Origin of the sequence: Vibrio sp. MACH09 (assembly GCF_033238805.1) — a bacterium.
In the GTDB taxonomy this organism is placed as follows: domain Bacteria; phylum Pseudomonadota; class Gammaproteobacteria; order Enterobacterales; family Vibrionaceae; genus Vibrio.
Genome location: NZ_BSFZ01000001.1, coordinates 320610 through 345219, shown reverse-complemented (window position 1 = coordinate 345219; position 24610 = coordinate 320610). Strand labels below are relative to the sequence as shown.

20 protein-coding genes and 1 pseudogene are annotated in these 24610 nt (G+C 42.9%); 2 read left to right on the top strand and 19 right to left on the bottom strand.

The features are described from left to right. Positions 1 to 21 precede the first annotated feature (21 nt). Positions 22 to 1389 (top strand): magnesium transporter, encoded by a 1368-nt coding sequence (gene mgtE / locus CHJ_RS01530; RefSeq protein WP_171752417.1) that lies wholly within the window; start codon positions 22 to 24, stop codon positions 1387 to 1389. Between the two features lie 113 nt (positions 1390 to 1502). On the opposite strand, the gene pmbA is transcribed toward mgtE, so the two are convergent. Further along, positions 1503 to 2846: a metalloprotease PmbA gene (gene pmbA / locus CHJ_RS01525; protein ID WP_317916694.1), complete on the bottom strand. Its 1344-nt coding sequence runs from the start codon at positions 2844 to 2846 to the stop codon at positions 1503 to 1505. 117 nt (positions 2847 to 2963) lie between these two features. On the opposite strand from pmbA, the gene yjgA reads away from it, so the two are divergent. Then, positions 2964 to 3485 (top strand): ribosome biogenesis factor YjgA, encoded by a 522-nt coding sequence (yjgA, locus tag CHJ_RS01520; protein ID WP_171752419.1) that lies wholly within the window; start codon positions 2964 to 2966, stop codon positions 3483 to 3485. Between the two features lie 74 nt (positions 3486 to 3559). Here the strand turns inward: yjgA and tldD are convergent, their stop codons facing one another. The 18 genes and pseudogenes from tldD to CHJ_RS01430 form a co-directional block, all read right to left on the bottom strand. After that, on the bottom strand, positions 3560 to 5005 hold the full coding sequence (tldD, locus tag CHJ_RS01515; RefSeq protein ID WP_317916693.1) for a metalloprotease TldD: 1446 nt from the start codon (positions 5003 to 5005) through the stop codon (positions 3560 to 3562). Further along, positions 5002 to 5835, bottom strand: coding sequence for a carbon-nitrogen hydrolase family protein (locus CHJ_RS01510; protein ID WP_317916692.1), 834 nt, complete (start codon positions 5833 to 5835; stop codon positions 5002 to 5004). Before CHJ_RS01510 ends, tldD begins: the two co-directional genes overlap by 4 nt. Before the next feature lie 36 nt (positions 5836 to 5871). Further along, positions 5872 to 9723: a YhdP family protein gene (locus tag CHJ_RS01505; protein ID WP_317916691.1), complete on the bottom strand. Its 3852-nt coding sequence runs from the start codon at positions 9721 to 9723 to the stop codon at positions 5872 to 5874. Between the two features lie 10 nt (positions 9724 to 9733). Further along, positions 9734 to 11203: a ribonuclease G gene (rng, locus tag CHJ_RS01500; protein WP_171752423.1), complete on the bottom strand. Its 1470-nt coding sequence runs from the start codon at positions 11201 to 11203 to the stop codon at positions 9734 to 9736. 18 nt (positions 11204 to 11221) lie between these two features. Further along, on the bottom strand, positions 11222 to 11800 hold the full coding sequence (locus CHJ_RS01495) for a nucleoside triphosphate pyrophosphatase (protein WP_317918060.1): 579 nt from the start codon (positions 11798 to 11800) through the stop codon (positions 11222 to 11224). A gap of 49 nt (positions 11801 to 11849) precedes the next feature. After that, positions 11850 to 12338, bottom strand: coding sequence for a rod shape-determining protein MreD (mreD, locus tag CHJ_RS01490; protein WP_171752424.1), 489 nt, complete (start codon positions 12336 to 12338; stop codon positions 11850 to 11852). Beyond that, entirely contained in the window at positions 12328 to 13221 is an 894-nt protein-coding gene (gene mreC, locus CHJ_RS01485; RefSeq protein ID WP_171752425.1) for a rod shape-determining protein MreC, read from the bottom strand. The genes mreD and mreC overlap by 11 nt, the downstream gene beginning before the upstream one ends. A 33-nt stretch (positions 13222 to 13254) precedes the next feature. Beyond that, positions 13255 to 14298 (bottom strand): rod shape-determining protein, encoded by a 1044-nt coding sequence (locus CHJ_RS01480; protein WP_171752426.1) that lies wholly within the window; start codon positions 14296 to 14298, stop codon positions 13255 to 13257. 148 nt (positions 14299 to 14446) lie between these two features. After that, a complete protein-coding gene (locus tag CHJ_RS01475) occupies positions 14447 to 17860 on the bottom strand; it encodes a DUF6701 domain-containing protein (RefSeq protein ID WP_317916690.1) in 3414 nt (1137 codons plus the stop codon). A gap of 1 nt (position 17861) precedes the next feature. Then, positions 17862 to 18326, bottom strand: coding sequence for a hypothetical protein (locus CHJ_RS01470; protein WP_171752428.1), 465 nt, complete (start codon positions 18324 to 18326; stop codon positions 17862 to 17864). Further along, on the bottom strand, positions 18316 to 19071 hold the full coding sequence (locus CHJ_RS01465; protein WP_317916689.1) for a PilW family protein: 756 nt from the start codon (positions 19069 to 19071) through the stop codon (positions 18316 to 18318). The genes CHJ_RS01470 and CHJ_RS01465 overlap by 11 nt, the downstream gene beginning before the upstream one ends. Next, on the bottom strand, positions 19071 to 19640 hold the full coding sequence (locus tag CHJ_RS01460) for a prepilin-type N-terminal cleavage/methylation domain-containing protein (protein WP_171752430.1): 570 nt from the start codon (positions 19638 to 19640) through the stop codon (positions 19071 to 19073). Before CHJ_RS01460 ends, CHJ_RS01465 begins: the two co-directional genes overlap by 1 nt. Beyond that, entirely contained in the window at positions 19630 to 20094 is a 465-nt protein-coding gene (locus tag CHJ_RS01455; protein WP_171752431.1) for a prepilin-type N-terminal cleavage/methylation domain-containing protein, read from the bottom strand. The genes CHJ_RS01460 and CHJ_RS01455 overlap by 11 nt, the downstream gene beginning before the upstream one ends. 121 nt (positions 20095 to 20215) lie before the next feature. Then, positions 20216 to 21546, bottom strand: a pseudogene (locus tag CHJ_RS01450) (IS4 family transposase). 123 nt (positions 21547 to 21669) lie between these two features. Beyond that, positions 21670 to 22170 (bottom strand): type II secretion system protein, encoded by a 501-nt coding sequence (locus CHJ_RS01445; protein WP_317916688.1) that lies wholly within the window; start codon positions 22168 to 22170, stop codon positions 21670 to 21672. A gap of 144 nt (positions 22171 to 22314) precedes the next feature. After that, positions 22315 to 22842 carry a type II secretion system protein gene (locus CHJ_RS01440; protein ID WP_171752433.1) on the bottom strand — a complete coding sequence of 176 codons (528 nt, stop codon included), beginning with the start codon at positions 22840 to 22842 and terminating at the stop codon, positions 22315 to 22317. A gap of 73 nt (positions 22843 to 22915) precedes the next feature. Continuing rightward, the gene (locus CHJ_RS01435; RefSeq protein ID WP_171752434.1) at positions 22916 to 23395 is read right to left on the bottom strand and encodes a hypothetical protein; all 480 of its coding nucleotides are present in this window, start codon (positions 23393 to 23395) and stop codon (positions 22916 to 22918) included. Beyond that, on the bottom strand, positions 23376 to 24602 hold the full coding sequence (locus CHJ_RS01430) for a type II secretion system F family protein (protein WP_317916687.1): 1227 nt from the start codon (positions 24600 to 24602) through the stop codon (positions 23376 to 23378). The genes CHJ_RS01435 and CHJ_RS01430 overlap by 20 nt, the downstream gene beginning before the upstream one ends. Positions 24603 to 24610 lie beyond the last annotated feature (8 nt).

The window sequence follows — 24610 nt, the reverse complement described above, 5'->3', positions numbered from 1 at the left end:
ACCTTTCAATTGGAGGAGAGAATGGCAGAGCCTCAACAAGAACTCGATCAAGCTCAACAGACTCATCAAACCCTCCAAGAAGTGAGTGATGCTTTAGATAACGGCCAGTTTGTCCATGTGCGACGCCAGTTGCAAGATATGGAACCGGAAGATATCGCGCACCTGCTGGAAGCTTCCCCAAGAAAATCCCGTGATGTACTCTGGCAACTCACTGACCCAGAAGATTACGGTGAGATCCTTGATGAGTTAAACGAAGACGTTAAAGATGGTCTGGTGTCCCAAATGGCACCCGAGAAACTTGCCGAAGCAACAGAAGGCATGGATACCGATGATCTCGCTTACGTACTTCGTAGCCTTCCTGATGATGTTTCCCGTGAAGTTCTTGATCAGATGGATATTGCGGATCGACATAGAGTTGAAACCGCCCTCTCCTACCCTGAAGATACTGCCGGCAGTATAATGAACACCGATGTGACCACCATACGTGGTGACGTCGATGTGGATGTAGTCCTTCGGTATTTACGTATGAAAGGGGAGTTACCCGATGTTACTGACGCCCTGTACGTCATCGATGAAGAGAGTCGTCTAATTGGGCACCTTTCTCTAACCACCTTAATCACGACTCAGCCAGACGTTCAAGTTAGTGATGTCATGGACGATGCTGATGAAGCCATTCTTGTTGATACCAGTGACTCAGATGTAGCCAGCCTTTTTGAACGACGAGATTGGGTCTCAGCCCCTGTGGTTGATGAAAACCAGCATCTAGTTGGGCGTATTACCATCGATGATGTGGTGGATATTATTCGGGAAGATGCTGAACACTCAATGATGAGTTTGGCAGGTATGGATGACGACGAAGATACCTTTGCCCCTGTGGTTAAATCAGCTAGAAGACGTAGCATCTGGCTTGGTGCCAACGTACTAGCAGCACTAGCTGCCGCTTCCGTTTCCAATATGTTTGAAGCGACCTTAGATCAAATGGCCGCCATTGCGGTGTTAATGACCATCGTCCCTTCAATGGGAGGTGTTGCAGGTAACCAAACCGTTGCTCTGGTTATTCGGGGTCTTGCTGTTGGTCATATCGGTGACAGTAACAAACGAGAGCTACTGCTCAAAGAAGCAGCCATCGGGCTGTTAAACGGCATTTTATGGGCTTGCATCATTGGGGGTATTGTTGTCGTCTGGAAAGGCAACTGGCTACTAGGAGGCATTATCTCTGCCGCTATGCTAACCAATCTTGTCGTTGCAGGTATTGCTGGGGTAACCATACCCATTATGCTGAAAAAGATGAATATCGACCCTGCACTCGCGGGAGGGATGGCACTCACAACCATCACCGATGTGGTTGGACTATCAATATTTTTAGGCTTAGCCACCATATTTATTTAGCGATAAATTCAGTAACTCAAGCCGCCTACCCAGTCGAAAACATAGACACAACTTAGCATCACTCTCTATAAAACAAGGGCAATTTTGCCCCTGTTTTATCATGTTGCCTTCGCTTATGCTCCAGCCACTTTCATTGATTCAATCAAAATCGAGCCTGTCTGAATTTGCGAACGTGTTTCGATGTCGGAACCAACGGCAACAATACTGGTGAACATCTCTTTCAGGTTACCAGCAATAGTGACTTCAGATACTGGATATTGTATTTCACCATTCTCAACCCAAAATCCTGCCGCACCTCGAGAGTAATCCCCAGTCACAACATTCACTCCTTGCCCCATCAACTCAGTTACCAAAAAGCCCGTCCCCAGCTCTTTCAGCATGGTGTCAAAGTTCTGCCCTGTGGACTTAACAAACCAGTTGTGTATACCACCAGCGTGCCCTGTTGGGTCCATATTCAGCTTTCTAGCAGAATAACTAGTAAGAAGGTACGTCGCCAGCACCCCATCGGTAATAATATTGGCGTCTTTGGTGTATACACCTTCACTATCGAATGGACTTGACGCTAAGCCTCGTAATAAATGAGGCTTTTCCTCAATATTAAACCAATCCGGCAATACTTTTTCACCCAGCTTGTCTAATAAGAACGAGGATTTTCGGTATAAGTTACCACCACTAATGGCCATTATCAGATGACCAATTAACCCAGTCGCCACATCCGCGGCAAACATAACTGGATATTTTCCCGTTGATAATTTTTGTGCATCAAGACGAGAAATCGTTTTTTTCGCCGCTTTTATACCGACCGTTTCAGGAGACCATAGCTCATCAATATGACGGGACAGGGTATAGTCGTAATCACGCTCCATTACGCCATTTTCACCTTCAGCAATCAATACACAGCTCATGCTATGTCGGCTAGATGGATAGCTGGCAAGTAAGCCATGGCTATTGCCATACACTTTGATACCATAATGGCTATCATAGCTTGCCCCATCACTCTGCTTGATTTTGTCACTGTAATTTAAAGCCGCTTCTTCTGCAGCGATGGCGATCTTTGCCGCATGATCGGGTTCCGGCTCGTCTGGGTGAAAAAGATCCAAATCCGGGATCTCTTTTACCATAAACTCTTTAGGTGCAGGGCCAGAGAATGGATCCTCAGATGTATATTTTGCAATGTCCAGTGCTGCTTCTACGGTCTGCTGAATAGCACGTTCACTTAAATCAGACGTAGAGGCGCTCCCTTTTCGTTTACCACGATAAACTGTGATACCAAGCGCACCATCACTATTAAACTCGACATTTTCCACTTCACACATGCGAGTCGACACACTTAAACCTGTGGTTTTGGTAATCGCAACCTCAGCGGCATCCGCCGTTCCGGTTGCAAGCTTTAATGCCTTATCTACGGCGGCTTCAAGTTCAACTCTCTGTTGGGCAATTTGCTGTTTTACGTCCATAGCTACTTCTGATGATTTAAATTATTTCACTTAGAATAACAAGGTTTTCGCATTCTCCCCATAAATCTTGCTAAAATAGTGCAATATCTCTCTAGATAAGGTTGAGAAACTAAACAAATGGCAAGAAAAAATCAGAAAGCTCCTTGGGAAGAAGAAGAGGAGATCATCTGGGTAAGTAGAACCGAGATGAAAAATGATATGGAAGCCCTGCAAAAACTTGGTGAAGAACTGGTGGGATTAAAACCATCGGTACTCGAAAAGTTTCCGCTTCCAGAAGAATTAAGAGATGCAATTACTGATGCCCAGCGCTTTAAGAATGAAGCTAAGCGTCGTCAACTGCAGTTTATTGGCAAACTTATGCGCAGTGTAGAGCAAGAACCTATTCAAGCAGCATTAGATAAGCACCGCAATAAACATTCACAAGCTACCGCTGAGTTGCATAAGCTAGAACAGCTTAGAGATCGAGTTGTACAAGAAGGTGATAAAGCCATTGCTGAGGTAATGGAAAAATTCCCTCAGGTGGATCGTCAACGTTTACGACAGCTTTACTTACAAGCTAATCGTGAAAAGAAAAACAATAAGCCACCAAAAGCTTATCGTGAAATTTTTCAGCTGTTAAAAGAATTGAACGAATCATAGGACCCTTAAGTGCTCTAAGGTTCTTTACTTAGCTAAAAACGGGCATAGTTTTCAAACTATGCCCGTTTTTTATTTTACTCAGTTCCACCAACAGTAAGAGAATCTAGTTTCAATGTTGGCTGCCCCACTCCAACAGGAACACTTTGACCAGCCTTACCACAGACACCAACACCTCTATCCAGTGCTAGATCATTACCAACCATCGACACTTGCTGCATGGCTTCAATACCAGAACCAATTAAAGTAGCTCCTTTTACTGGTCGGGTTATTTTGCCATCTTCAATTAAGTAAGCTTCAGACGTGGAGAATACAAATTTACCTGAGGTGATATCAACTTGACCACCACCAAAATTAGGCGCGTATAATCCCTTTTTCACCGTGGAGATAATCTCTTCTGCGCTATGCTCTCCAGGCAGCATATAGGTATTTGTCATACGCGGCATAGGAAGGTGGGCATAAGACTCCCTACGACCATTACCCGTAGGGTTAACTCCCATTAAACGAGCATTAAGCTTGTCTTGCATATAGCCCTTTAATACACCATTTTCAATCAGCGTATTGTATTGCCCAGCAACACCTTCATCATCAATGTTGAGCGAACCACGACGGTCAACCATAGTGCCGTCATCTACGATAGTACACAGCTCCGAGGTAACCTTGTCGCCAACCTTACCCGCAAAAACAGAGGAGCCTTTACGATTGAAGTCTCCTTCTAAGCCATGTCCAACCGCTTCATGCAGTAACACTCCCGGCCATCCAGCACCAAGAACAACCGGCATTGCTCCAGCAGGAGCAGCGTCAGCCTCAAGGTTCACTAATGCTTGTCTAATCGCTTCATCAGCAAAATAGAGTGCGGCTTTGCGTCCATCATCATCAGCTATAAACAGATCATAACCATAGCGGCCACCACCACCTGAACTGCCTCTCTCGCGGCGATCGCCTTTTTCAACTAGCACACTTACCGATAAACGCACTAGTGGTCGTATATCAGCGGCATAGGTGCCATCTGTTGCAGCAACCAGCACTTGTTCATAAACACCGCTTAAACTTACCGAGACCTCTTTAACTAGAGGTTCTTTGGTTCGAATATAGGCGTCCAGCTCTTTGAGCAGTTCTATCTTTTGCTGTTTTTGTAAACTTTCGAGCGGGTTAATGGCTTGATAAATAGAAGGCGTACTCTGACGAGAGAAGGTTTTAAGCTCTCCATTCTGCCCCTGCTGAGCGATACCTCGAGCAGCATTAGCACTCTGCATTAAGCTATCAAGCTGGATCTGATCTGAATAGGCAAAGCCTGTTTTCTCACCGGCAACAGCCCGAACCCCGACGCCTCGATCAATGTTGAACGAACCATCTTTAATAATACTGTCTTCTAATACTAAAGATTCGTGCCAGCTCGATTGAAAATAGATATCAGCGTAATCAATTTGACGCGTATTGATGCTAGCTAATGTATTTGCAATATCTTGCTCTGTAAGCCCACTTGCGGAAAATAACTCTTTCTCTACGCGATTAATGGTCATTTTAAACCTTTATTCTGTTTTAATTGTGATTGAAAGCGGGCATGAGATGACAGCGGCATATTGCTGCGAACGGAGTCCGTTACGCCATGCTCTATATCTTCTCGAATCGTGCCCACTTCACTTAAAATTTGTTTCGTCACGTCACCCCATGGATTAATCACCATCGAATGTCCCCACGTCTGTCGACCGCAAGGGTGTGTCCCGGTTTGTCCTGCTGCAATAATCCAACACTGGGTCTCTATCGCTCGGGCAGTCAATAGCGTTTGCCAATGAGCTTCACCTGTCGTCGCGGTAAATGCAGCGGGTAACGAGATAACCTGCGCCCCTTTTGCCACAAGCTCAGAAAACAAGTGCGGAAATCGAAGGTCATAGCAGATAGCAAGGCCTAACTTACCTATCGGTGTATCAACAACCACAGTGCTATCACCTGCTGAAAATATTTCTGATTCACGGTAGCGGGAATGTTTGTCTTCCACATCCACATCAAACATATGCAGCTTATCGTAATGAGAAACCAATCGCCCTTGATTATTGTAAACCAAGGTTGTTGTGGTCACTCTCTGCTCTCGTTGAATAGGAAAACTGCCAATAACAAGCCAAATATTAAACCGTTTAGCCATTATTGAGAGTGCGTTCTGTATATCGCCGTCGCCAATAGGCTCCGCATGTAATCGATAGTCCGCCTTATTGCCAAACACAATCGCATTTTCAGGTGTTAATACTAATTTAGCACCATCACGAGAAAGTTGTTGAAGCTGATGCTCAATGAAAGCTAAGTTCTGTAACGGTTCAGGTCCAGATGTCATCTGAACAATTCCAACGCTTGCCATTTCCAATCCTTTGTTGACTTGCTCTGTATCTATTCGTTACTCAGATAGTTGGTACTCGCCTTTGCTTCGTGACAGCTCTTTAACTTCAGGGGCATCCAAGGAGCCTTGTATCTGGTATCTAACTTTAGTAAATACATCCACCACTGGCGATATCACTGCTGAGATAGCAAACACCACGACAGCGGTTTGTGGTGTCACCGCAAAGGCGGTTAAGACTGGAATACCAGAGGTTAAATCTGGTGTAAACTCAACTTCAGCATCCACTGTTCTATTGTTTAAGTTTGCCAGTCCTTTAAGCATCATATCACCTGCAATAGCATCCATCTCAAAGTTATTGGTAACAAATACGCCATTAGTGATCTTTCCTGATCCCGTAATAGAGTCAAACGCTAAACCTTTATCAAACACATCAGAGAAGTCCAGTTTCATTTTCCGAATAATGGAATCCAAACTAAACATTCCCAACAACTTTGCGGCTCCGCTGACGTCTGAAATAACGCCTTTGCCAAAAGAGGCATCCAAAGTCCCTTGTAGAGTTTCGATCTGCATAGACCAAGGTGAACCGTGCCAATTAAGTTTTGATGTCACTTCGAATGGTGCTTTCTGAATGCCAGAACTGATACCAAAACGATCCATCAGCTCAGAGTTATTGTCCCCTTTAATAAACATATCAAACTGGGAGTTACTTTTCTCACCTGATAACGTCCAACTACCATTCGCTTGAATCTTATTGTTACCGCTGCTAATACTGATATCACGCCACTGCAACTGCTCCCCTTTTCGCTCCATCTCAACATTCACTTTGCCGACTTTATACCCTTGCAACCAAAAATCTTGGATGTTTAAAGTAATGTTTGGCATGAGTTGGTGGAACTCTCGATCAAATTCTGTAATAAGGGGCTGATCTTCTTCTGCTTTGAAAATGATGGCGTCTTCTTTCTCATTATCCAGAGCTGGGACAAAAATTTGCAAACGCTCCAGCGAGACAGATAAGTCATAAGGCTCTAGGTAGTTCGCTTTCCCTTTAGCTTCAGAACTGTCCAGAGACATCACCCAAGATAAATTTTTCTTTCGAGCTGAAAAATCAACATTATGCCAATCGAGGGAGCCTAAAGTTAGTATATCTGTCGCGATAGAAATTCGCTGTGGGAAAGGAATGTCGGGTGTAACAATATCATTCAGTTTTGATCTATTTTCTGTCTGTTTTTGCTCTGCAGTCATTGCTAACCAATTATCCAGATTAAACTCCGCCGCTCGCACAGAAAATTGGTGCCCAACCACCGGACTCACTTTGAATCCTCCGTTACCCACTAATAAATAGGTATCGGTTAAAACTGGTTGCTTATTAGATATATCTATCTCAGCTTGATACTTCACGTTTGATAGCTGCAAACGGCTGGAGATATTCTGTTGGTTGCCTGAGGCTTGTAATTTTAGTTCGCTCTTTTCCCCCAACGCTTTTGTTAGCGGGGCTGGATATTGACTAGAGACAAACTCCAAGTTGGCTTGACTCTCAACCTGATAGGTAAAACCCGTGTCACTTAACTGAAGGTCAACGTCAGTGCGCCAAGGTGCGTGTCCTTGAACTTTATTGGTCCACTTAGACCCAATATATGGCTCTAATAACCCAACATCCCAGTCTCCCTTAACATTAATAGCGACGGTATAGTCTTTTTCTAAGCTCTCACCTTGAAAATCAACCGCAATCGCCTGTTCCAATAAGTCAGCTGTTAATCCAGAGGATTGAATAACATCGTTATCAAACAGTATTCTACCTTTAGCGTTATCAAGCTGAATAGGAGGAGACTGGATCTCTATATGATTGCCGGGAAGATCTGCATAACCCCATGCTCGGGTCTCTATGCTTTGATCGAAAGGTATATTCAATTGAAATTGAGAACTCACATCACCAGAGACTTGAACCGTGGTTAATGCTGCCCCTACAGAGTCAACGAGTGGTGTTGCCATCATGTAGTCTCGGACTAAGTCCCCTTTAGCGACCGCTTTGGCGGTGATCTCAACAGCACCACCCGGCCCCAAATAGGCAATCTGACCGGTAATTCGATCAGCTTCAACATCCAACAGTTTTGCGTGTCGAGAGTCCATATACAGAGATGCATTTTCAAAAAGCAGATCTAACTGAAGTTCTTTAATCGTCGGCCAGCGAGTATCAAAACTAAACTTGGCGTTTTTTAGCCCAACTTTGGCCTGAAAAACACCATTATTGTTTTGATACGGGAATTGTCCTACTTCTCCATACCACAGTATTTGGGCGGTTTTAGCTTTGCCACCTTGGATAGCGGTAGAAAGGTAATCGGTTAAGTCTTGTCCTAGCGCCAAGGTTGGCAAATATCGCCAAGTTTCACCCACATTAAAAGCATCAGCTTCTGCATAAATTGAGAGAAATGGCGATCCTTGGTTAGGAAAATCCAGTTTGAACTCACCCAACGCTTGTAGATCTGGTGTTGTTACGGCCACTTTGTCCGACCACAAGCGCCAACCCGCGTCATCATTTTCCCAAACAAAATTAACCTCTCCCTGCTTAATTTTCAGCGGTGCTTGAAACACATCACCATAAGGGAGTACATCATCAACTAAGGTAGCATTAGCCACCATCATCCTTCTATTACCGGTAATATTTGCGGTAAGGTCATGAACCTCCGGCAATAAATACCACTGTTTAATACCTGCTGATGTGACTTTAGCGGAGTAGTTCAACTCTCCACTAGAACTATTTTGAGATACGCGGATATCTTCGATATCACCGCTAGGTTGTAATCTTGTTAACCATTCATCAATGGTTTCAGATTCAGGAATAAGATGGGCTAATGGACGCAACGCATCGATATTGAGCTGAGATACATTCACTGTCCACAGTTCAGGACTCCACTCAACCGCAAGATCAACACTTGGCCACTCAATATTATCGGTTCTGGCGACAATGGAGTGACCACTCACTTTCCACTCTTTATCTTTTTCCCCGGGGATCAGTTTAAAAATGCCTTTTTCTACAACAAGTAAATGAGAACCTTGCTGATTCCACATTAACTCTGAAGGAAGAATTTCAAGATAAGCATCTACTGGCTCGCTACGCGTAACACTAAACCAACTGTTAAAGCTAACTTGGCCACTTTCAATGCCCGTTTCATCTTCCAAATATTTGGTCAGCCAAGGAGCAACACTGATGTTTCGCCCTTGTGCGTAGAAGTCTCCCGATACATCTAAAATTGAACCATAATCTTCAAAATTAGCCATAACAGCCAAACTGTTAAACTCACTTCCCACTAAACTAACATCACCTTCTATCTGATGCCGGTTCTGCTGGTTATGCCATTTTAATTGCTCAATATTGAGGGAACGTATTTCATTTTGAAAAGTTTGATAAGTGATCGTTGAGCTTTGCAGATTAAAATCTTTAAGCTGCCAAAGAAACAGACGCTCTAGCTGAGTAATCACTGAATTTTTGGAGGTCACGCTATCCGATCGCGGCTGCTTACCGTCTAACAATGAGACAGCGCTAATATCAAGGGATAGGCCCTTAGCGTTTAAAGAAGCAACTTGAGGAGACAGCGTTAGCAATGATTGAATGAGGTCAACTTGAATTTGTACTTCATCAACATAAAAAGTGATATTTGCATCACTAATATTTTGAATTTCTACGTTCTGCAATGAAATTGAGGGACGTGTATTTCGCCAATAACCGTTTACACTGCCAATACTAAACGGCAACCCGGTAGACTCTACCACCCATGAAGTAATCTCATTTTGATAGTTATCTAACCGAGGTAATGTTACACGTAAAGCGGTAACAGCAAGGGCTAAGATCACCATTACTGTTACTAGTACTAATAATGCTATACGCCCTATGCGAGCGAATAATGAAGTCACATCCACTCCACTACATCATCACAACGTCAAATTGCTCTTGAATATACAGAGGCTCTACCTGAATTTTCACTTGCTTACCAATGAATACCTCAAGCTCTGCTAATGCATGCGATTCTTCACCCTCTAATGTCTCTGCAACGGCAGGAGAGGCATAAACCACAAATTTATCGGCATCATACGCTCGGTTAACACGTGTAATTTCCCGTAGAACTTCATAACAGACTGTTTCTACCGTTTTCACTGAACCTCGGCCTTCACACGTCGGACAACCGGAGCAGAGAACATGTTCAATACTCTCTCTGGTTCTCTTACGAGTCATCTCTACCAAACCGAGTTGTGTAAAGCCATTAATGTTCGTTTTCACCCGATCTACAGATAACGCAAGCTGCAATGAATTGATAACTCTTTCACGATGATCTTCTGACATCATATCGATAAAATCGATAATGATAATACCACCGAGATTCCGTAATCTAAGTTGGCGAGCAATAGCCTGAGTCGCTTCAATGTTGGTATTAAATATGGTCTCTTCTAAGTTTCTTCTACCCACAAATGCACCAGTGTTAATATCCACTGTTGTCATCGCTTCTGTCTGATCAATGATTAGGTAGCCACCGGACTTCAGTTCAACTTTTCTATCCAGTGAACGTTGAATCTCGTTCTCTGCATCAAACATATCAAAGATCGGCTTATCTCCCTCATAGAGCTCTAATTTATCACTCAGTTCAGGGACAAACTCGGAAGTAAACTCTTTCAAAGTTTCAAACACGAGACGTGAATCCACCTGAATACGGGTCAATTCGGTGCCAACAAAGTCACGCAATATACGTTGTGCTAATCCAAGTTCACCGTAGAGAGTAGAACGCGTTTTGTATTTACTACGACGCTCTCCGACTTTCTGCCAGAGACGCTTTAGAAATATGGCATCTTGAGACAGTTCTTTATCATCGGCACCTTCTGCAGCGGTGCGAATAATAAAACCACCATCTTCATCACAATAGTCAGCAACAATATTTTTTAGTCGATTTCGCTCTGTTTCACTATCAATTCGTTGAGAGACACCAACATGGCTAGCACCTGGCATAAAGACCAAGTAACGGGAAGGGAGTGTAATATCTGTCGTTAAACGAGCACCTTTTGTACCCAAAGGGTCTTTAACAACTTGGACAACAATATCTTGCCCTTGCCTGACTAATTCAGCAATGTCTCGAACTTGAAATTGCTGCTTCTCATTTTCAGCAACACACTCTGTATGAGGCACAATATCAGACGCATGTAAGAAAGCGGCTTTCTCTAAACCAATATCCACAAAGGCCGCTTGCATACCAGGCAAAACCCTAGAAACTCGACCTTTATAAATATTTCCTACGATACCGCGACGCGCTTCACGTTCAATATGAACTTCTTGAAGAACACCGCCTTCAATCATCGCAACACGAGTTTCACTTGGGGTAACATTAATCAACAACTCTGCACTCATGAGAGCACCTCATTAAGCTTATAAAATTTTATGCAACAGCTGATCAGTTTCAAATAGAGGTAGGCCCACTACAGCATAGTAGCTCCCTTCAATACGAGTGACAAAACGTCCCCCGAGTCCTTGTATTCCATAACTGCCAGCTTTGTCGCATGGTTCGCCGGTCTGCCAATATTGGCTTATTTCATTATTATCTAGCGCTTTGAACCACACGTCGGTAATGATCACTTCTGAAAACTTCTGGTTATTGTCAACCACAGTAACCGCTGTCATCACTTGGTGTTTTTTATTAGACAGTGCTAAAAGCATCTGTTTTGAATCTTCAAAATTCTTTGGTTTTTCTAATACTTGATTTTCCAGCACCACAACGGTATCAGAGCCAATTACAACACCGTTATCTTGGATCATGGTTAATCCAGCTAACGCTTTCTGTTGTGATAACCGCAATACATACTCTTGCGGCGACTCGCTGTGCTGCCGAACCTCTTCTACATCTGGTTTAACTATAGTGAAGTTATAACCTAACTGCTGGAGAAGTTCTTTTCTTCTTGGAGAAGACGACGCCAAATAAATGGCTCTATCGGAATCCGTTTCACTCACAGCTGCTTCAGTGCTTACTGTATTATCGTTACCCACAGTGACAAAAACCTTATCTTATGTGCCAATGACGTCTTACACGTCTCAACAACAGAAACAACCACGGCCACAAAATACAGTTAACTAAACTCGACCATAATGACATGGTATTAAAAGAGACATCCTGAATGAGATATTCGCCACCAAATTCAAAGAACTCAGCAAAAACAGTTAACAGAGCAATAAACATTGCTTGCTGCCAAAGTGCCATATTCCTTAAAACCAAGAAATTGGCGGCAACCAAGTATATCGTTAGTGACATGACAATACCTCGAATTCCCAAGGTAGAGCCAAGTAGCAAGTCCCAAATCAAACCTAGTATCAATGCCGTTCCGACATTCACTCTATGTGGCAGTGCAAGAACCCAGTAACAGGTTACTAATATGAGCCACGAAGGCCTAAAAAGTTCCATACCGCCGGGCCACGGAATGGTTTGTAAAATAAGAGCAACTAAAAACGTTGCCCAAATAACACTCTTGCCTCGAAAAACACTATTCCCCACGGTTAGTGTCTCCTGCTTGTTGTTCAATATCGCCAGCGGAAGATTTCACCTCTTTCTGACGATCTTCATTAGGCCAAATCAATAGTAAGTAACGCAATCGGTCAAACTCCACGACAGGGTCAGCTTTAATCTGAGCAAATTGTCGGCTGTTATCATTGTCAACTTCCGACACATAAGCAACAGGATACCCTTCTGGGTATAAACCACCCAACCCAGAGGTGACTAATAAATCACCCTCACGAATATCTGTACTTAACGATATATGTTCTAGGTAGATATTTTCTAGCTCACCCTTACCAGAAGCGATCACTCGAATATCATTTCTTACCACTTGAACAGGGATCGAATTATTGGCGTCCACCAATAACAATACTCTAGAGTTGTGTGCCGCAACAAAGGTTACTTGCCCAACAATGCCTTTTTCATTAATAACAGGCTGACCAACATACACACCGTCCGTCAAACCTTTATCAATGACCACCTGATGACGATAAGGGGAAGAGTCCACCGCCATAACTTCCGTTACAACTTTCTTTTCATCTCTAACAAAAGGAGAACCAAGTAATTTACGTAAACGCTGATTTTCTTCTTCGTATTGATCCAGTAACCCTACTCGACTTTTTAAGAATAGGATTTCTCGTTTTAACGATTCAGTATTGTCAATTAACTGCTGACGGGAATTAAAGCGCTGATAGAGACCATCAAACATGGTTCTTGGTAAATTGGCGGTATATTGGATGGGCGCTACAATACTGTTCAGTATGTAACGTACTCCAGAAAAAGCATCCAGACGACTATCAGCCAGCATAAGGCTGGCTGATATCGATATAGCAATAAACAAACGCAATTGCAGAGAAGGGCCTCTGCCAAAAATTGGTGTCATTCCAATCCACCTTTGTTCTGTGGATTAATGGAACTACTCTTCACTGAAAAGATCACCGCCATGCATATCAATCATTTCTAAAGCTTTACCGCCGCCACGAGCCACACACGTTAGTGGATCTTCAGCAATAACGACTGGAATACCTGTCTCTTCCATTAGCAAACGGTCGATATCTTTCAGTAATGCACCACCACCGGTAAGCACCATACCGTTTTCAGAAATATCAGCAGCCAGTTCTGGAGGACACTGCTCTAGTGCAACCATTACAGCAGAAACAATGCCCGTTAATGGCTCTTGCAGTGCTTCTAATATCTCGTTGGAGTTTAGCGTAAAGCTACGCGGCACACCTTCAGCAAGGTTACGACCACGCACTTCAATTTCATCGACATCATCACCAGGGTAGGCTGAGCCAATCACATGCTTGATTTTTTCTGCTGTGGCTTCACCAATCAAGCTTCCGTAGTTACGACGAACATAGTTGATGATTGACTCATCAAAACGGTCACCACCTATACGAACAGACGATGAATACACAACATCATTGAGCGAGATAACCGCAACTTCTGTTGTACCACCACCGATATCGATAACCATAGAACCTGTTGGCTCAGAAACACGAAGTCCTGCACCAATTGCAGCTGCCATCGGTTCATCGATAAGATAAACTTCACGAGCCCCAGCGCCATGTGCTGACTCTTTAATTGCTCGACGCTCTACTTGCGTTGAACCACATGGAACACAAACCAATACTCTTGGGCTTGGTTTTAAGAAGCTATTGTCATGTACCTGTTTAATAAAATGCTGCAGCATTTTTTCAGTGACATAAAAATCGGCAATAACGCCATCTTTCATAGGACGGATAGCAGAAATAGAACCAGGCGTACGACCAAGCATCTGTTTTGCTTCATGCCCTACTGCAGCAACACTCTTTGCGCTACCTGCACGTTTCTGGCTTATTGCAACAACTGAAGGCTCATCAAGAACGATGCCTTGTCCCTTTACATAAATTAGTGTGTTAGCGGTACCTAGATCAATTGATAGGTCATTTGAAAACATACCACGAAGTTTCTTAAACATACTCTTCGCTCATCGGATAATATTAGAAGACAAAATTGCACTAAATGTACCAATGCATTGCCTTTACAGCAAGGCATTGACGCATAAACATGGGGTTAATCTCTATTTTTCTAACAATTTGTTAGTGAAATGGTTTTTTTTTACGATATTACTGACCTATTAACCCCGACTCACCACGAAAGATCACTCTATCGTTTCCACGAAAAACGCCAAAAGTCACAACTGAAGAGGGATCTTCGTCACCTTTTCCTCGCCAGTTATAACGCAACCAAGGTTGATCAACCGTATTGGCAGAGGAAAAACAGTCAGACGAAGTCAAATCACTAGGAATCGTGTTTTGTTGTCGAAGCCATAAACGTACTTGTTCACGACGATTAGAACCTTGCTGAGCGCTTAATCCAGAGTTTAAGCCCAACAGCACCTTATTATCACCATTGAGACTGAATGCCGCACTCGATGCCTGTGAGCCATCGCTCCATATCTTTTCACGGCAGTAATAGTCAGCCACAAATTCACTTGCACTGTCTTTATCATTGATCTTAAATACGTCACCATTCCAATACTCTACCTTAAGCGGTATCGAAATCGAGCCGTTCTGGCTTCCCCCTACATCGCTTAACGTCATTCTGCCATAGCGAAACTCTGGCTGAACCGAAAACTGACTGGCAGTATGAGAGGTTTCACCCGGCAGTTCCGCTCCAAAATTAAGATTGGCAAAGTCCACTTCGGCATCAGCGGTTGTCACCTTAAGACCAAAAATGGCTTGCTGTGTGGCGACAGAGGAAAATGGGCCATCCACTATAGAAGTATTCGCAACATCCGGGTTTTGTTGCTTGTTGAACTGAAAATTAGAGATCACCACAGGCATCAAGGCAAAAGAGTCGTTAGTACTGCCATTCTTCCAATCACTTCCCGCCCATTGATAACTATCACCATTTTCTATTCGTTGATTGCTGCCCGAATCAATCACTTGCCAACCGTTACTAACTCCCGTTTGAGCAATGGCAAAATAATCAATGGCAACAATATAGTTATCATCAAAACGACCATAGTTCGTGGTTAATATCCGCTTGCCACTACTATCATTTCGTGCACTTTCTGCTTGAACCATAAACTGGTGAGTAATCGGCTGGTCCATATAAGCAAACCCATTATGTCCCTGTTTATATTGCCAAATATCGCTCACTATATCTGTCTGATTAATGGTTAGTTTTCCAGGGTAAAAACGGCCTACATTTCGAGAGCCACTATTAATTTGTTGAGCTAAATAGTCAACGCCACCTATATCTGCAGTAACATTCAAACTACCAACTTCATTCCAGTAAAGTTGATCAAACAGATAATAACGACCTTCGCTATCACTTTGATGCTGGTCATGCAATTTTGACTCGCCGCTAGCAAGAATGAGATTGGATCCGGTTCCGATCTGTCCCGATGAGGGCGACGCTAAAGTACCTTTCAAGTAAACGGTGGCAGATGGACCTCCAGTGATAAAGAAGTTCTCTGTCACTGTTGCACCACAGTAACTCGTCACATCAACGTCACCAGATACCGTGCCACCATCCTGATAAACAATAGGGGCAACCTTTAAGCTGAAATCTTCTCCTGCCGCTTTAAACCCATCTCCACCGCTGGATGTACCCGCCATACTGGAGTTATCCGGATCACAAACCGAAAATGTCCAAGGGCGAGAGTTTATCTCTGCTACTCCAGATAAGCCTTGCCAACTACTGCTATCATTTGTTTCGCAGTCAAACCCCTCTGGACAGCTAAAGTCCGGATCGGTCATTAACGCGCTAATGGAACCCGATTCCGTGTAGTTCACAATTCCTGATGCAACGCCATTAGTAAAACGAAACGACTCTTTTGGTAACATCTGCTGGCCAGACTCATTCATTACCTTAAGTTCCCCCCACTTTGCGCCTTGATTCTGGCGAGGATTTTCTAGCGTTTCGTTGCTCAAAGATAACTCTCTATCTCCTTGGTAGTTACTGACAACATCAACAGAACCGTCATTGCATGCCAACGCACTGATGGTAAAAGCTTGGTTTTTCGCGGCAATAACCTCTATGCCATTACTATCAACAACGTCTTTCGTTTGGATATCAAACCGATATGGCGCAACATATAACTCGCTGCTCCCATTCTCCCCACTGTCTAGCAGTGCAGAGATAGAAAATTGTCCATAATCACTGCTGGTTAGTGTCGCTTTTAAAATCCCCTGATCGGTAACATAACTTCCACCAATGGTTTGATTTGGTACGACACTTTTCACCGATAAACTACCGGGTAAGGTTAGTGAGACTTGGCCGTTATAATCAGTAACCACCTCATTAGTAGCTTGATCTCGAACAGTAACGGTTAGTTGAGGCTCTTCACACACCAAGGCAAACTCTTTTAAAGGTGTGATATCTACCTTATAGCTAGTTGGAGGGGAGACATCACACTCTTTAGGAAGCTTAGTGGTAAGCTGAGCATCGTCCTTAATTATCAGTTCTTTAGTGGTGACTGAACCATGCAGGTTAATGCTATCCGATAGCTCTGTGTATCGCTCTGAATATAGGTGAGCATAAACTTTATTTGTCGAAGTCGACTTTAAAATAAGCTCTGAGTTTCCTTTTCGCCCATCAATAGAAACAATCACTAGATCATCTGGATTGGCTGATTTAACCTCAATCTTGCCTCCAGAAACCACTTCCATTTTATTGACATATAACGTGGTTTTCCCTCTGATGGTGAGCTTTCCACCGTCTATCTTAAGTAGTTCGTCAATATAATAAACACCACCGTCCATCACCCGATTATTTTTGATGGTTAACGATGAATGATGTCCGGGCAAAATAGTATTGCCTGAAATACTACCGGCTAATAAGGTTGGCTCCTTAAACGGAGGCTTGCTCTCTTTTATTCGCCCGCTCTCAGCGATACAACGCCCGTCATTACATGAGCGGTTATAGTTGTCATCGATTGTAGAGAAACCTAACTCTCGCCCCGGTGCATTAATTATTTTACCCGGCTGCTGCAATGTGACTTTAGCACTGCTGTTTTTCCAAGTTTGAGCCGCCGTCGTAGGGCAATGATCCGTTAGGGGGAAGTGAGGAGTATCAATAATAGGGAGAGAACGTTCACACTGCGTGATATCAGGGGCTAAAAACCAAATAAAATCAGCTCGACTATTAAGCAACATATTGCCATTCTTAAAATCATAGTCTTTGCTGTCTTTCACTTCTCCCCATTGAGCATCTCCAACATTACGCCTGTAGTAGTTAAGTCTTTTTTCCGACGCATCATAAGTGATCATCCCTTCATAGCGACGAGAAAAAGGAAAAATAGAACCGAGTAATTGACTATCCACCAGCAGATCGCTAGAAAACCTGTCTGAGGCAAACATAGTTATATCGTTATTCTTACCACTTTGATAAGCATCGATAGCTTGATTCCATGGAGAGCGATACATTTCAAAAACCAGATGAAAATCTTTATGTCCAAGCACATTACAAGTGGTGGCACTTATAGTGGGAAAAGAAAATAGCAGCAGACATGTCATCCATAAATATCGCATCTTATTCTCCTAATGCCCGAACCCAGACATCCTGCTCTCGCTGAACCTCGAAAATGGTTCCTGAACTACAAATAGCACTGGATGTTACACGATAGTATTTTAGCTCATCAGGCAAAGAGGAGGCAGGTTTACTGCATCGAATGGCGTTTATTCGGCATGGCACGCCATCAGTAATATCGTTGACAACATTATTCGCTGGGCTGTTGACGCTATCACAACGCTGATCCAACTGCGCGAGCGTCACACTACTAGCAGGATTAGTGATTGGAAATAGCGTCACTAACGCCCACTCATTAGCAGATTGAGCAACAAACCATGCTTGTGTGCCAAGCACTTCACGAGACAAGGTATCTTGATTCGACCACTGTATTCGGCTCAAGTTAGCGGCAAGTAACCCCATCACCACGATGACAAATACGGCGACAAGAATCATACTTCCCTGCTGTTTTGTTCTTTTATGGGACATTTAACACCTGCACATCATGCTTATAAAAACTCTGCTCATCTTGCTCAGGGTTGGTAAACAGAAAATCCAAATGTACCAATCCGCTACGCTGTAAACTGGCATCTAAATAGCTAAAGCTACTTTGATTATGGTTGATTCCGTCTGCTACGCTGATCCCGTTTCGCGTGATCATTCCAGTGGTACTAATACAATAAGTCACCTTGCCGTTAAAACTATAATAACGTCGAGCAATAGAATGACTGTCAAAATCATCGTCTACTGAATATACGAATACACCACTACTTTTTTCCTCTTCAGTGCACTCATCATTGCTGCTGTTTCGACAATTAGCCAATGACACTGACTGAGTTTCACTGGTTAAGTCTTCAATTCTGCTTGGGTTAATGACCATCTTTTCGCTATTACTGGTTGGTAAGCGCTCACCTTGATTACCTATAATAAAGTCAACCCTTCCACTGACCTCGTTTTGAGAGTAAAAACCAGAACGAGCGATTGGATAAAACTCTAAGCATTTGTCTCCAACACTGTTCGTTACGGTAGCAAAACTATTTGGAATCCCATGACGAATTTCACGAGATAATTTCTCTATAGCAAAACGAGCCTGATTCTGTACTTTCTGCCGGTCAACCGTATCAACATACCCTTTTGCTCCAAGCTCAATAAACCCAGTTATGCCTAAAAAGATGATGCCCATAACAACCATCACCATCACCATTTCTACTAAGGTAAACCCTTTTACTCTCATTAAAAGTTACCTCTGTGCGCAGAGAAACGGTAGTCACCAAACTGTCCCGCCGTGACGGTAACCGTAACTTTCTTAAACTCACTGTTACCGTCAATCGAGTCTGAAGTGACTTCGACATTGGCGGCAAAATTAGCATATTCATCACTGATGCTATTGCCAAAAATATCATTTAAATTGCCGACTCTATTATTGCAATAAGCCTCGCTCGCACTATTGGTTGTCCAGCAGCCAATATAGTCATCTACATCATTAAAGTTTTGTGGTTTACGTACGCTATTTTCAATTTCATCGATGCCATCTGGCCCAAATGTCGCGGAACAGACTCTTGTCCCTTCGCCACACCGTTCAATACCACCATCAATATCGCTATTTTCATCATAACCTCTTGCCAATATAACGGTTAGAAAGCTATTGGCTAACGCCGCGGCTCTCACTTCATAATGAGGCCGTGCAGAGTCTTGAACTTGCGGAAAGAGAAAAGTGATTAGAGAGGTCATGGCTAACCCCATTAAAATAATAGCGATAATGCTTTCAATAAGGGTAAAACCTCGACAGTTTTTAGCAGCCATAAACATACCCTTGGTTATTAATACAGACCGCTAACGTATCCGCTGAACTGACTATCTCTATTTTGTAATCTGTAGGGCACGCTGTTGATAAACAGGCCGGATTCCCAAGCAGATCAAACCCTACGGTCATAGTTTGAGAGAAACGGATATTATCGGGTAACTCTAGTCGATTACTACGCGCTTCGGTAGTGGCACAACTCGCTACCGAGCCAAGACAACTATCAGAGACAGATAACTGGTAATTGGAAGAAACTGTACTGACATTGGATTGCATTCGACTTAGCTGAATCTGACGGATAACAGTAATGGCTTGCTGCTGCGCAGCGTATGCAGAGAAACCACTGGCACCACTATAACGACTCGCAGCGTACACAGAGAGGATACTAAGTAATAATATCACCACAACCAACTCAACCAAGGTAAAGCCAGTCCGTCGGCACTTAGCTAAACGCATACATCTTCGTTCCATCATTTGTTAACTAATTAGAGTATATAAGATATTTAAAGGGAGAAACTGTAGGAAACCGTAGATCTAAACAATTTGAAAAAAAGGCCTGCATTTGCAGTAATGCCAGTCAGTTAAGCTGATTGGCATTTTTCTTATTAACTGGATACTTCCTCGGTTTCGACTTTACCCGCCTTGGGTAAGACCTATCTTCTCGCCTGGGGGAAGCTTAAAATAACCCATCTGTTCTAATAATAGTTCATAGTGTTTAGGGATATTTCCCGGGCTCGTTAGGGGAAGTGTGGCAAAAAACTGAGTAATAGCCATCGAGCAACTGGTAAAGCTGAGTTGATTTGGCCATACACTATCAAGCTTTTTCGCTGCTGCGGTCATTCCTAGACGTATCAAGTTGTAACAAAGCAGTACCCCCCATAGTTCCTGCTCTATCATGTCTGGTCTCTTACTTCTCAGCGTATATTCACTGTTTAACAGTGACTGCTTCATTTCCCGATAACCTAGCTCAATCTCCCAGCGATAACGGTAAAGTTCAACTATCTCATCTCCGGGAAAGCGCATTTCATCTATCATAGAAGTGAGTATTCGATATTCTTTTCCGTTAATGATTTTACTTACAAGGCGTGCATCAACATACTCCGGTAACTCATTGAACTTTTTACGAGATTGCGGAGTTGTTTTAAGGCGAACACGGCAGTCATTCTTCCCTGCTCGATGCACGATTTCATAATTTAAATCTTTTCGTGCCGGAATGAGCCAGTGCCGTTCCACTCCGCTTTGATGCCAGCGATTGAGTAGTCCTAATGAGTAGTAACCTTTATCAAATATGGTTAATGAATGCTCTGGCGTAGCTTCAATAAGTTGCTCTGCCAGTACCATTTCATTGGTACGATAACCTGAGAACGCACTGTTGATAAGCTGATGACTGGTGAGTTCCATATGACAGACCATACGGATTTGAGGATAAGTATTCTCGCGATGTTGATTACTTTGAGTTTCGAACACCTTATGATTTTCTGCTGTATCAGCAGTTCGCCATACAACACCGTCAACAGCGAGAAGATTGAGCCCAGCCCACGTTTCGAATGAGTTCGTCTCGTATCCATGCTGAGAAACAGCTTTAAAAACTTCTTTTACAGCGTCAGAGCCTAAGCGCTGTCTTGCCTGAACTAAAGCGCTAGGAGCGACAAGTGGTTTTTTATCTGGCAACATAATATCCATCTGAGTAGCAATATCCCAGACCGATTTCTGTCGGTACAGAGCCATTCCAATAATTGACCACAGAACTGTTTCCAGTGGTAAGCGTCGCTTTCTAATAGTAGCTACTCCAGCCTTCTCAAAACCTTGTTGAATAAGCTCTGGAGATAATAACTCAGCATATTTTTCAAATGTACTGAAGGTATTACAAGACTTAAAAGCTGTTGCTAGTTCGCTCTCAAAACGCATAAAAAAATCCGATATCAATTAACCGATATCGGATTCTTACACACTGACAGGATCGTTCAATTGATCTTGTAATTAATGCCTTAACTGATCGGCATTACTGCATTTGCAGGCCTTTTCGAATTACTAATTACAGGTATCTTCTACCGTTATGACGGGTGCAGAACCAGATGTGGTTGGCTCATCATACTGCACATAACAAGTTGTGATGCCGGCATAATTATTAATTGAGTCAGAAGCAAATGTAATTCTATAGCTTGTTGCTCTACTCGCATTATTCCTATTTGCAAATGCCGTCCAATCCGTTGTGTTAGCTAGTCCTGTTACTGCTTTACCAATACCATCGTCGGTAGCAACAGGGTAACCATAGGTAATCTTAATGGTTGTTGACCCTTCCGTAATCTCTGGGTTATCAGCTTTAGCTTTACTCTCCAAACCTTCAATCGCTGCTTTACCAAAAGTGATACCCGCAGCACCATTTATTGCACCTGATAAACCTTGTAAAGATGCAACACGCGCATCTTTTTGCAAATTCAAAAATCGTGGCGCAGCTGTAACGGCAAGAATACCCAAAATAACGATCACAACTACCAATTCAATAAGGGTGAAACCACCTGCTCTTTTCATAATCTATTTCTCTCTTTGCCTGTTACCACTGATTGCAGCTTTCTATGTATTGCAAACGGCATAGTTGCTGCTCCAATACTAACTAGTATAAATCATAATGCTTATTTATACGGAATAATGCTCAGTAAATCACTTTATTAATGACTAATTAACTAAATTAACCGTCACTCGACCTGCCGATACTTGGTAGACAAAGTTATGACTGGTTCCATTCTCTTGCTGCTGATACTGACATTCAGTACTGCTCAGCGCCGAAGCAATATAATCTGGACTCGTTGTTGCGTTAACATCTACGGATGGTGGATTCTGCAATAGCTCTTCCATCAATGATTTACAAATAGCCGCCGTCACTGCCGTCACGCTACTTCCACCATAAAGCGATATCGGATAACCATCACGAAAATTATTGTTTGTTGAATCAGTCAACAAGAAATTGGTTCCATCATAATCAACCACATTTAAGTTATTGGTTTTCGGCCTACCTTCTGCCTCCCACTGAGCTCGTGCCGACAAGACTGCCGTAGCAAATCCACCCGCAACCCCCTCGATACTCGCTCTCTTAGCTTCATCGGTAACATCTAAAAAACGGGGAAGTGCAGCAACCGCCAACAGCCCCAAAATTACAATGACAATCACCAGTTCCATTAGAGAAAAACCAGATTGTTTTTTCATATAACCTTCCATCGTTCAAGTCGACGCAGTATAGAGATTACTAACGGAAACTTTGTAAACTTAGTGTCAAAACTTATAAATCAAAAAATTCTGCACTGACTAAAAACTTGCTATTTACTAATTTAATAACAATAGCATTATTATCGGGATAGTTATAACGGCATATATAGCCTCCCTCTATTTGATGAAAATCATAACTTAGTAGTTTTTCACCAAATATATCCTCTTCAGGAAATAACGCTTGCAACCCTTTTTGACACCCATGACTGTTTTCATTACCAAAAACAGGCCAACCATAAGGATTAAATCTATACTCATCACCATCAATGATTAAGCGACTTGGACTCTTTTTTACTAACCAGATTTGCTTAAGCTCATTTGCTCGTTCTAGCATTGATTTCGCCGCCACAATATAAGCCGTTTGTGTTGCCTCCGGTTCAATGGTTCGCCAGCTAAATAACAACGCGGTCATAAGCAAAACAGTGACCGTTAACCAAACCATAAACCGAGCATTGAGATAGCTGGGACCAATATTAAACTCCGCGAATAGCATCCAACATGCCCCACATTGGTAGAAATATTCCCAACGCCAATACCAACACTATTGATGCGACAAAAATTAATAACACTGGCTCTATTCTTGCCGTTAGAGTTTTCAGATCGTAATCCACTTCTCGGTCATAAAAATCCGCCACTTCGACCAGCAGTTCATCAATTCGTCCCGTCTCTTCTCCAACGGAAATCATCTGGATCACCAAAGGGGTAAAAATACCGCTGTTCGTCGCCGTATTCGAAACTGATCCCCCAGCTTCAATAGCCGACTTCATCTCCAATAAACGAACTTCTAAATAACGGTTGCCCATAGACTCCGCAGCTAATGCAATAGATTGGTTCAGTGGTACCCCCGCTTGCAACATTAGTGAAAATGTTCGAGAAAAGCGTGCCATTTGAGCACGATTTATAACACTGCCTACAATGGGTATTCTCAATCTAATGCCATCCCACCTTTCTCTTCCTGAGTCACCAGAAACCCAAGCTCTAAAAGCAAAAACAGCCGAGAATAATGCGGCAAGCATCCATTGCCAATAGTCTACAAAAAAGTTAGATGTTGTAATTAAAACCCGTGTTGGTAATGGAAGCTCAACACCAAACCGGTTAAACATTCCGGTAAATTGAGGGATCACCCAGATGTTGAGAACAAACAGAGCGATAATGACAAAAGTAATAACAAAACTGGGGTAACGCATCGCCGTTTTAATGCGCTTACGAGTTTCAAGTTCCTGCTCATAATAGCCGCTCAACTGCAACAACACCTGATCCAACCGACCTGTGTTTTCACCAACGTTAATCATTGAAATAAACAGAGGTGAAAATACTTTTGAGTGAACCCCCATGGCTGCCGACAAACTACGACCATTCGTCAGTTCATTGACCACATCTTCAAGTGCGGCTTTTAACTGTTTATTGTGTGTATTCGCCGATAAACCCTTGATTGAACGCAGTAGTGGTACTCCTGCCTTAGTCAAACTATACATTTGACGACAAAATATCACTAAGATCTCTAAAGGAAGAGCAGGAACAAACCATTGGCTAATATCAATACTGCCTAACCCTCCACTAACGCCGCCATGGGTGATAGAAGTAGGAATAATACCTTTATTCATCAATGATTCTGCAGCCAACTCTTCCGTTGCGGCTTCGACGACACCATTCACTTGGCTACCATCTATATTTCTACCTTGATATCGAAAATTAGCCATTCCGTATC

Coding starts and splice junctions, on each gene's coding strand:
- mgtE (WP_171752417.1), top strand. CDS start 22: ATGGCAGAGCCTCAACAAGAACTCGATCAAGCTCAACAGACTCATCAA.
- pmbA (WP_317916694.1), bottom strand. CDS start 2,846: ATGGACGTAAAACAGCAAATTGCCCAACAGAGAGTTGAACTTGAAGCC.
- yjgA (WP_171752419.1), top strand. CDS start 2,964: ATGGCAAGAAAAAATCAGAAAGCTCCTTGGGAAGAAGAAGAGGAGATC.
- tldD (WP_317916693.1), bottom strand. CDS start 5,005: ATGACCATTAATCGCGTAGAGAAAGAGTTATTTTCCGCAAGTGGGCTT.
- CHJ_RS01510 (WP_317916692.1), bottom strand. CDS start 5,835: ATGGCAAGCGTTGGAATTGTTCAGATGACATCTGGACCTGAACCGTTA.
- rng (WP_171752423.1), bottom strand. CDS start 11,203: ATGAGTGCAGAGTTGTTGATTAATGTTACCCCAAGTGAAACTCGTGTT.
- mreC (WP_171752425.1), bottom strand. CDS start 13,221: ATGACACCAATTTTTGGCAGAGGCCCTTCTCTGCAATTGCGTTTGTTT.
- CHJ_RS01480 (WP_171752426.1), bottom strand. CDS start 14,298: ATGTTTAAGAAACTTCGTGGTATGTTTTCAAATGACCTATCAATTGAT.
- CHJ_RS01475 (WP_317916690.1), bottom strand. CDS start 17,860: ATGCGATATTTATGGATGACATGTCTGCTGCTATTTTCTTTTCCCACT.
- CHJ_RS01470 (WP_171752428.1), bottom strand. CDS start 18,326: ATGTCCCATAAAAGAACAAAACAGCAGGGAAGTATGATTCTTGTCGCC.
- CHJ_RS01465 (WP_317916689.1), bottom strand. CDS start 19,071: ATGAGAGTAAAAGGGTTTACCTTAGTAGAAATGGTGATGGTGATGGTT.
- CHJ_RS01460 (WP_171752430.1), bottom strand. CDS start 19,640: ATGGCTGCTAAAAACTGTCGAGGTTTTACCCTTATTGAAAGCATTATC.
- CHJ_RS01455 (WP_171752431.1), bottom strand. CDS start 20,094: ATGCGTTTAGCTAAGTGCCGACGGACTGGCTTTACCTTGGTTGAGTTG.
- CHJ_RS01445 (WP_317916688.1), bottom strand. CDS start 22,170: ATGAAAAGAGCAGGTGGTTTCACCCTTATTGAATTGGTAGTTGTGATC.
- CHJ_RS01440 (WP_171752433.1), bottom strand. CDS start 22,842: ATGAAAAAACAATCTGGTTTTTCTCTAATGGAACTGGTGATTGTCATT.
- CHJ_RS01435 (WP_171752434.1), bottom strand. CDS start 23,395: ATGCTATTCGCGGAGTTTAATATTGGTCCCAGCTATCTCAATGCTCGG.
- CHJ_RS01430 (WP_317916687.1), bottom strand. CDS start 24,602: ATGGCTAATTTTCGATATCAAGGTAGAAATATAGATGGTAGCCAAGTG.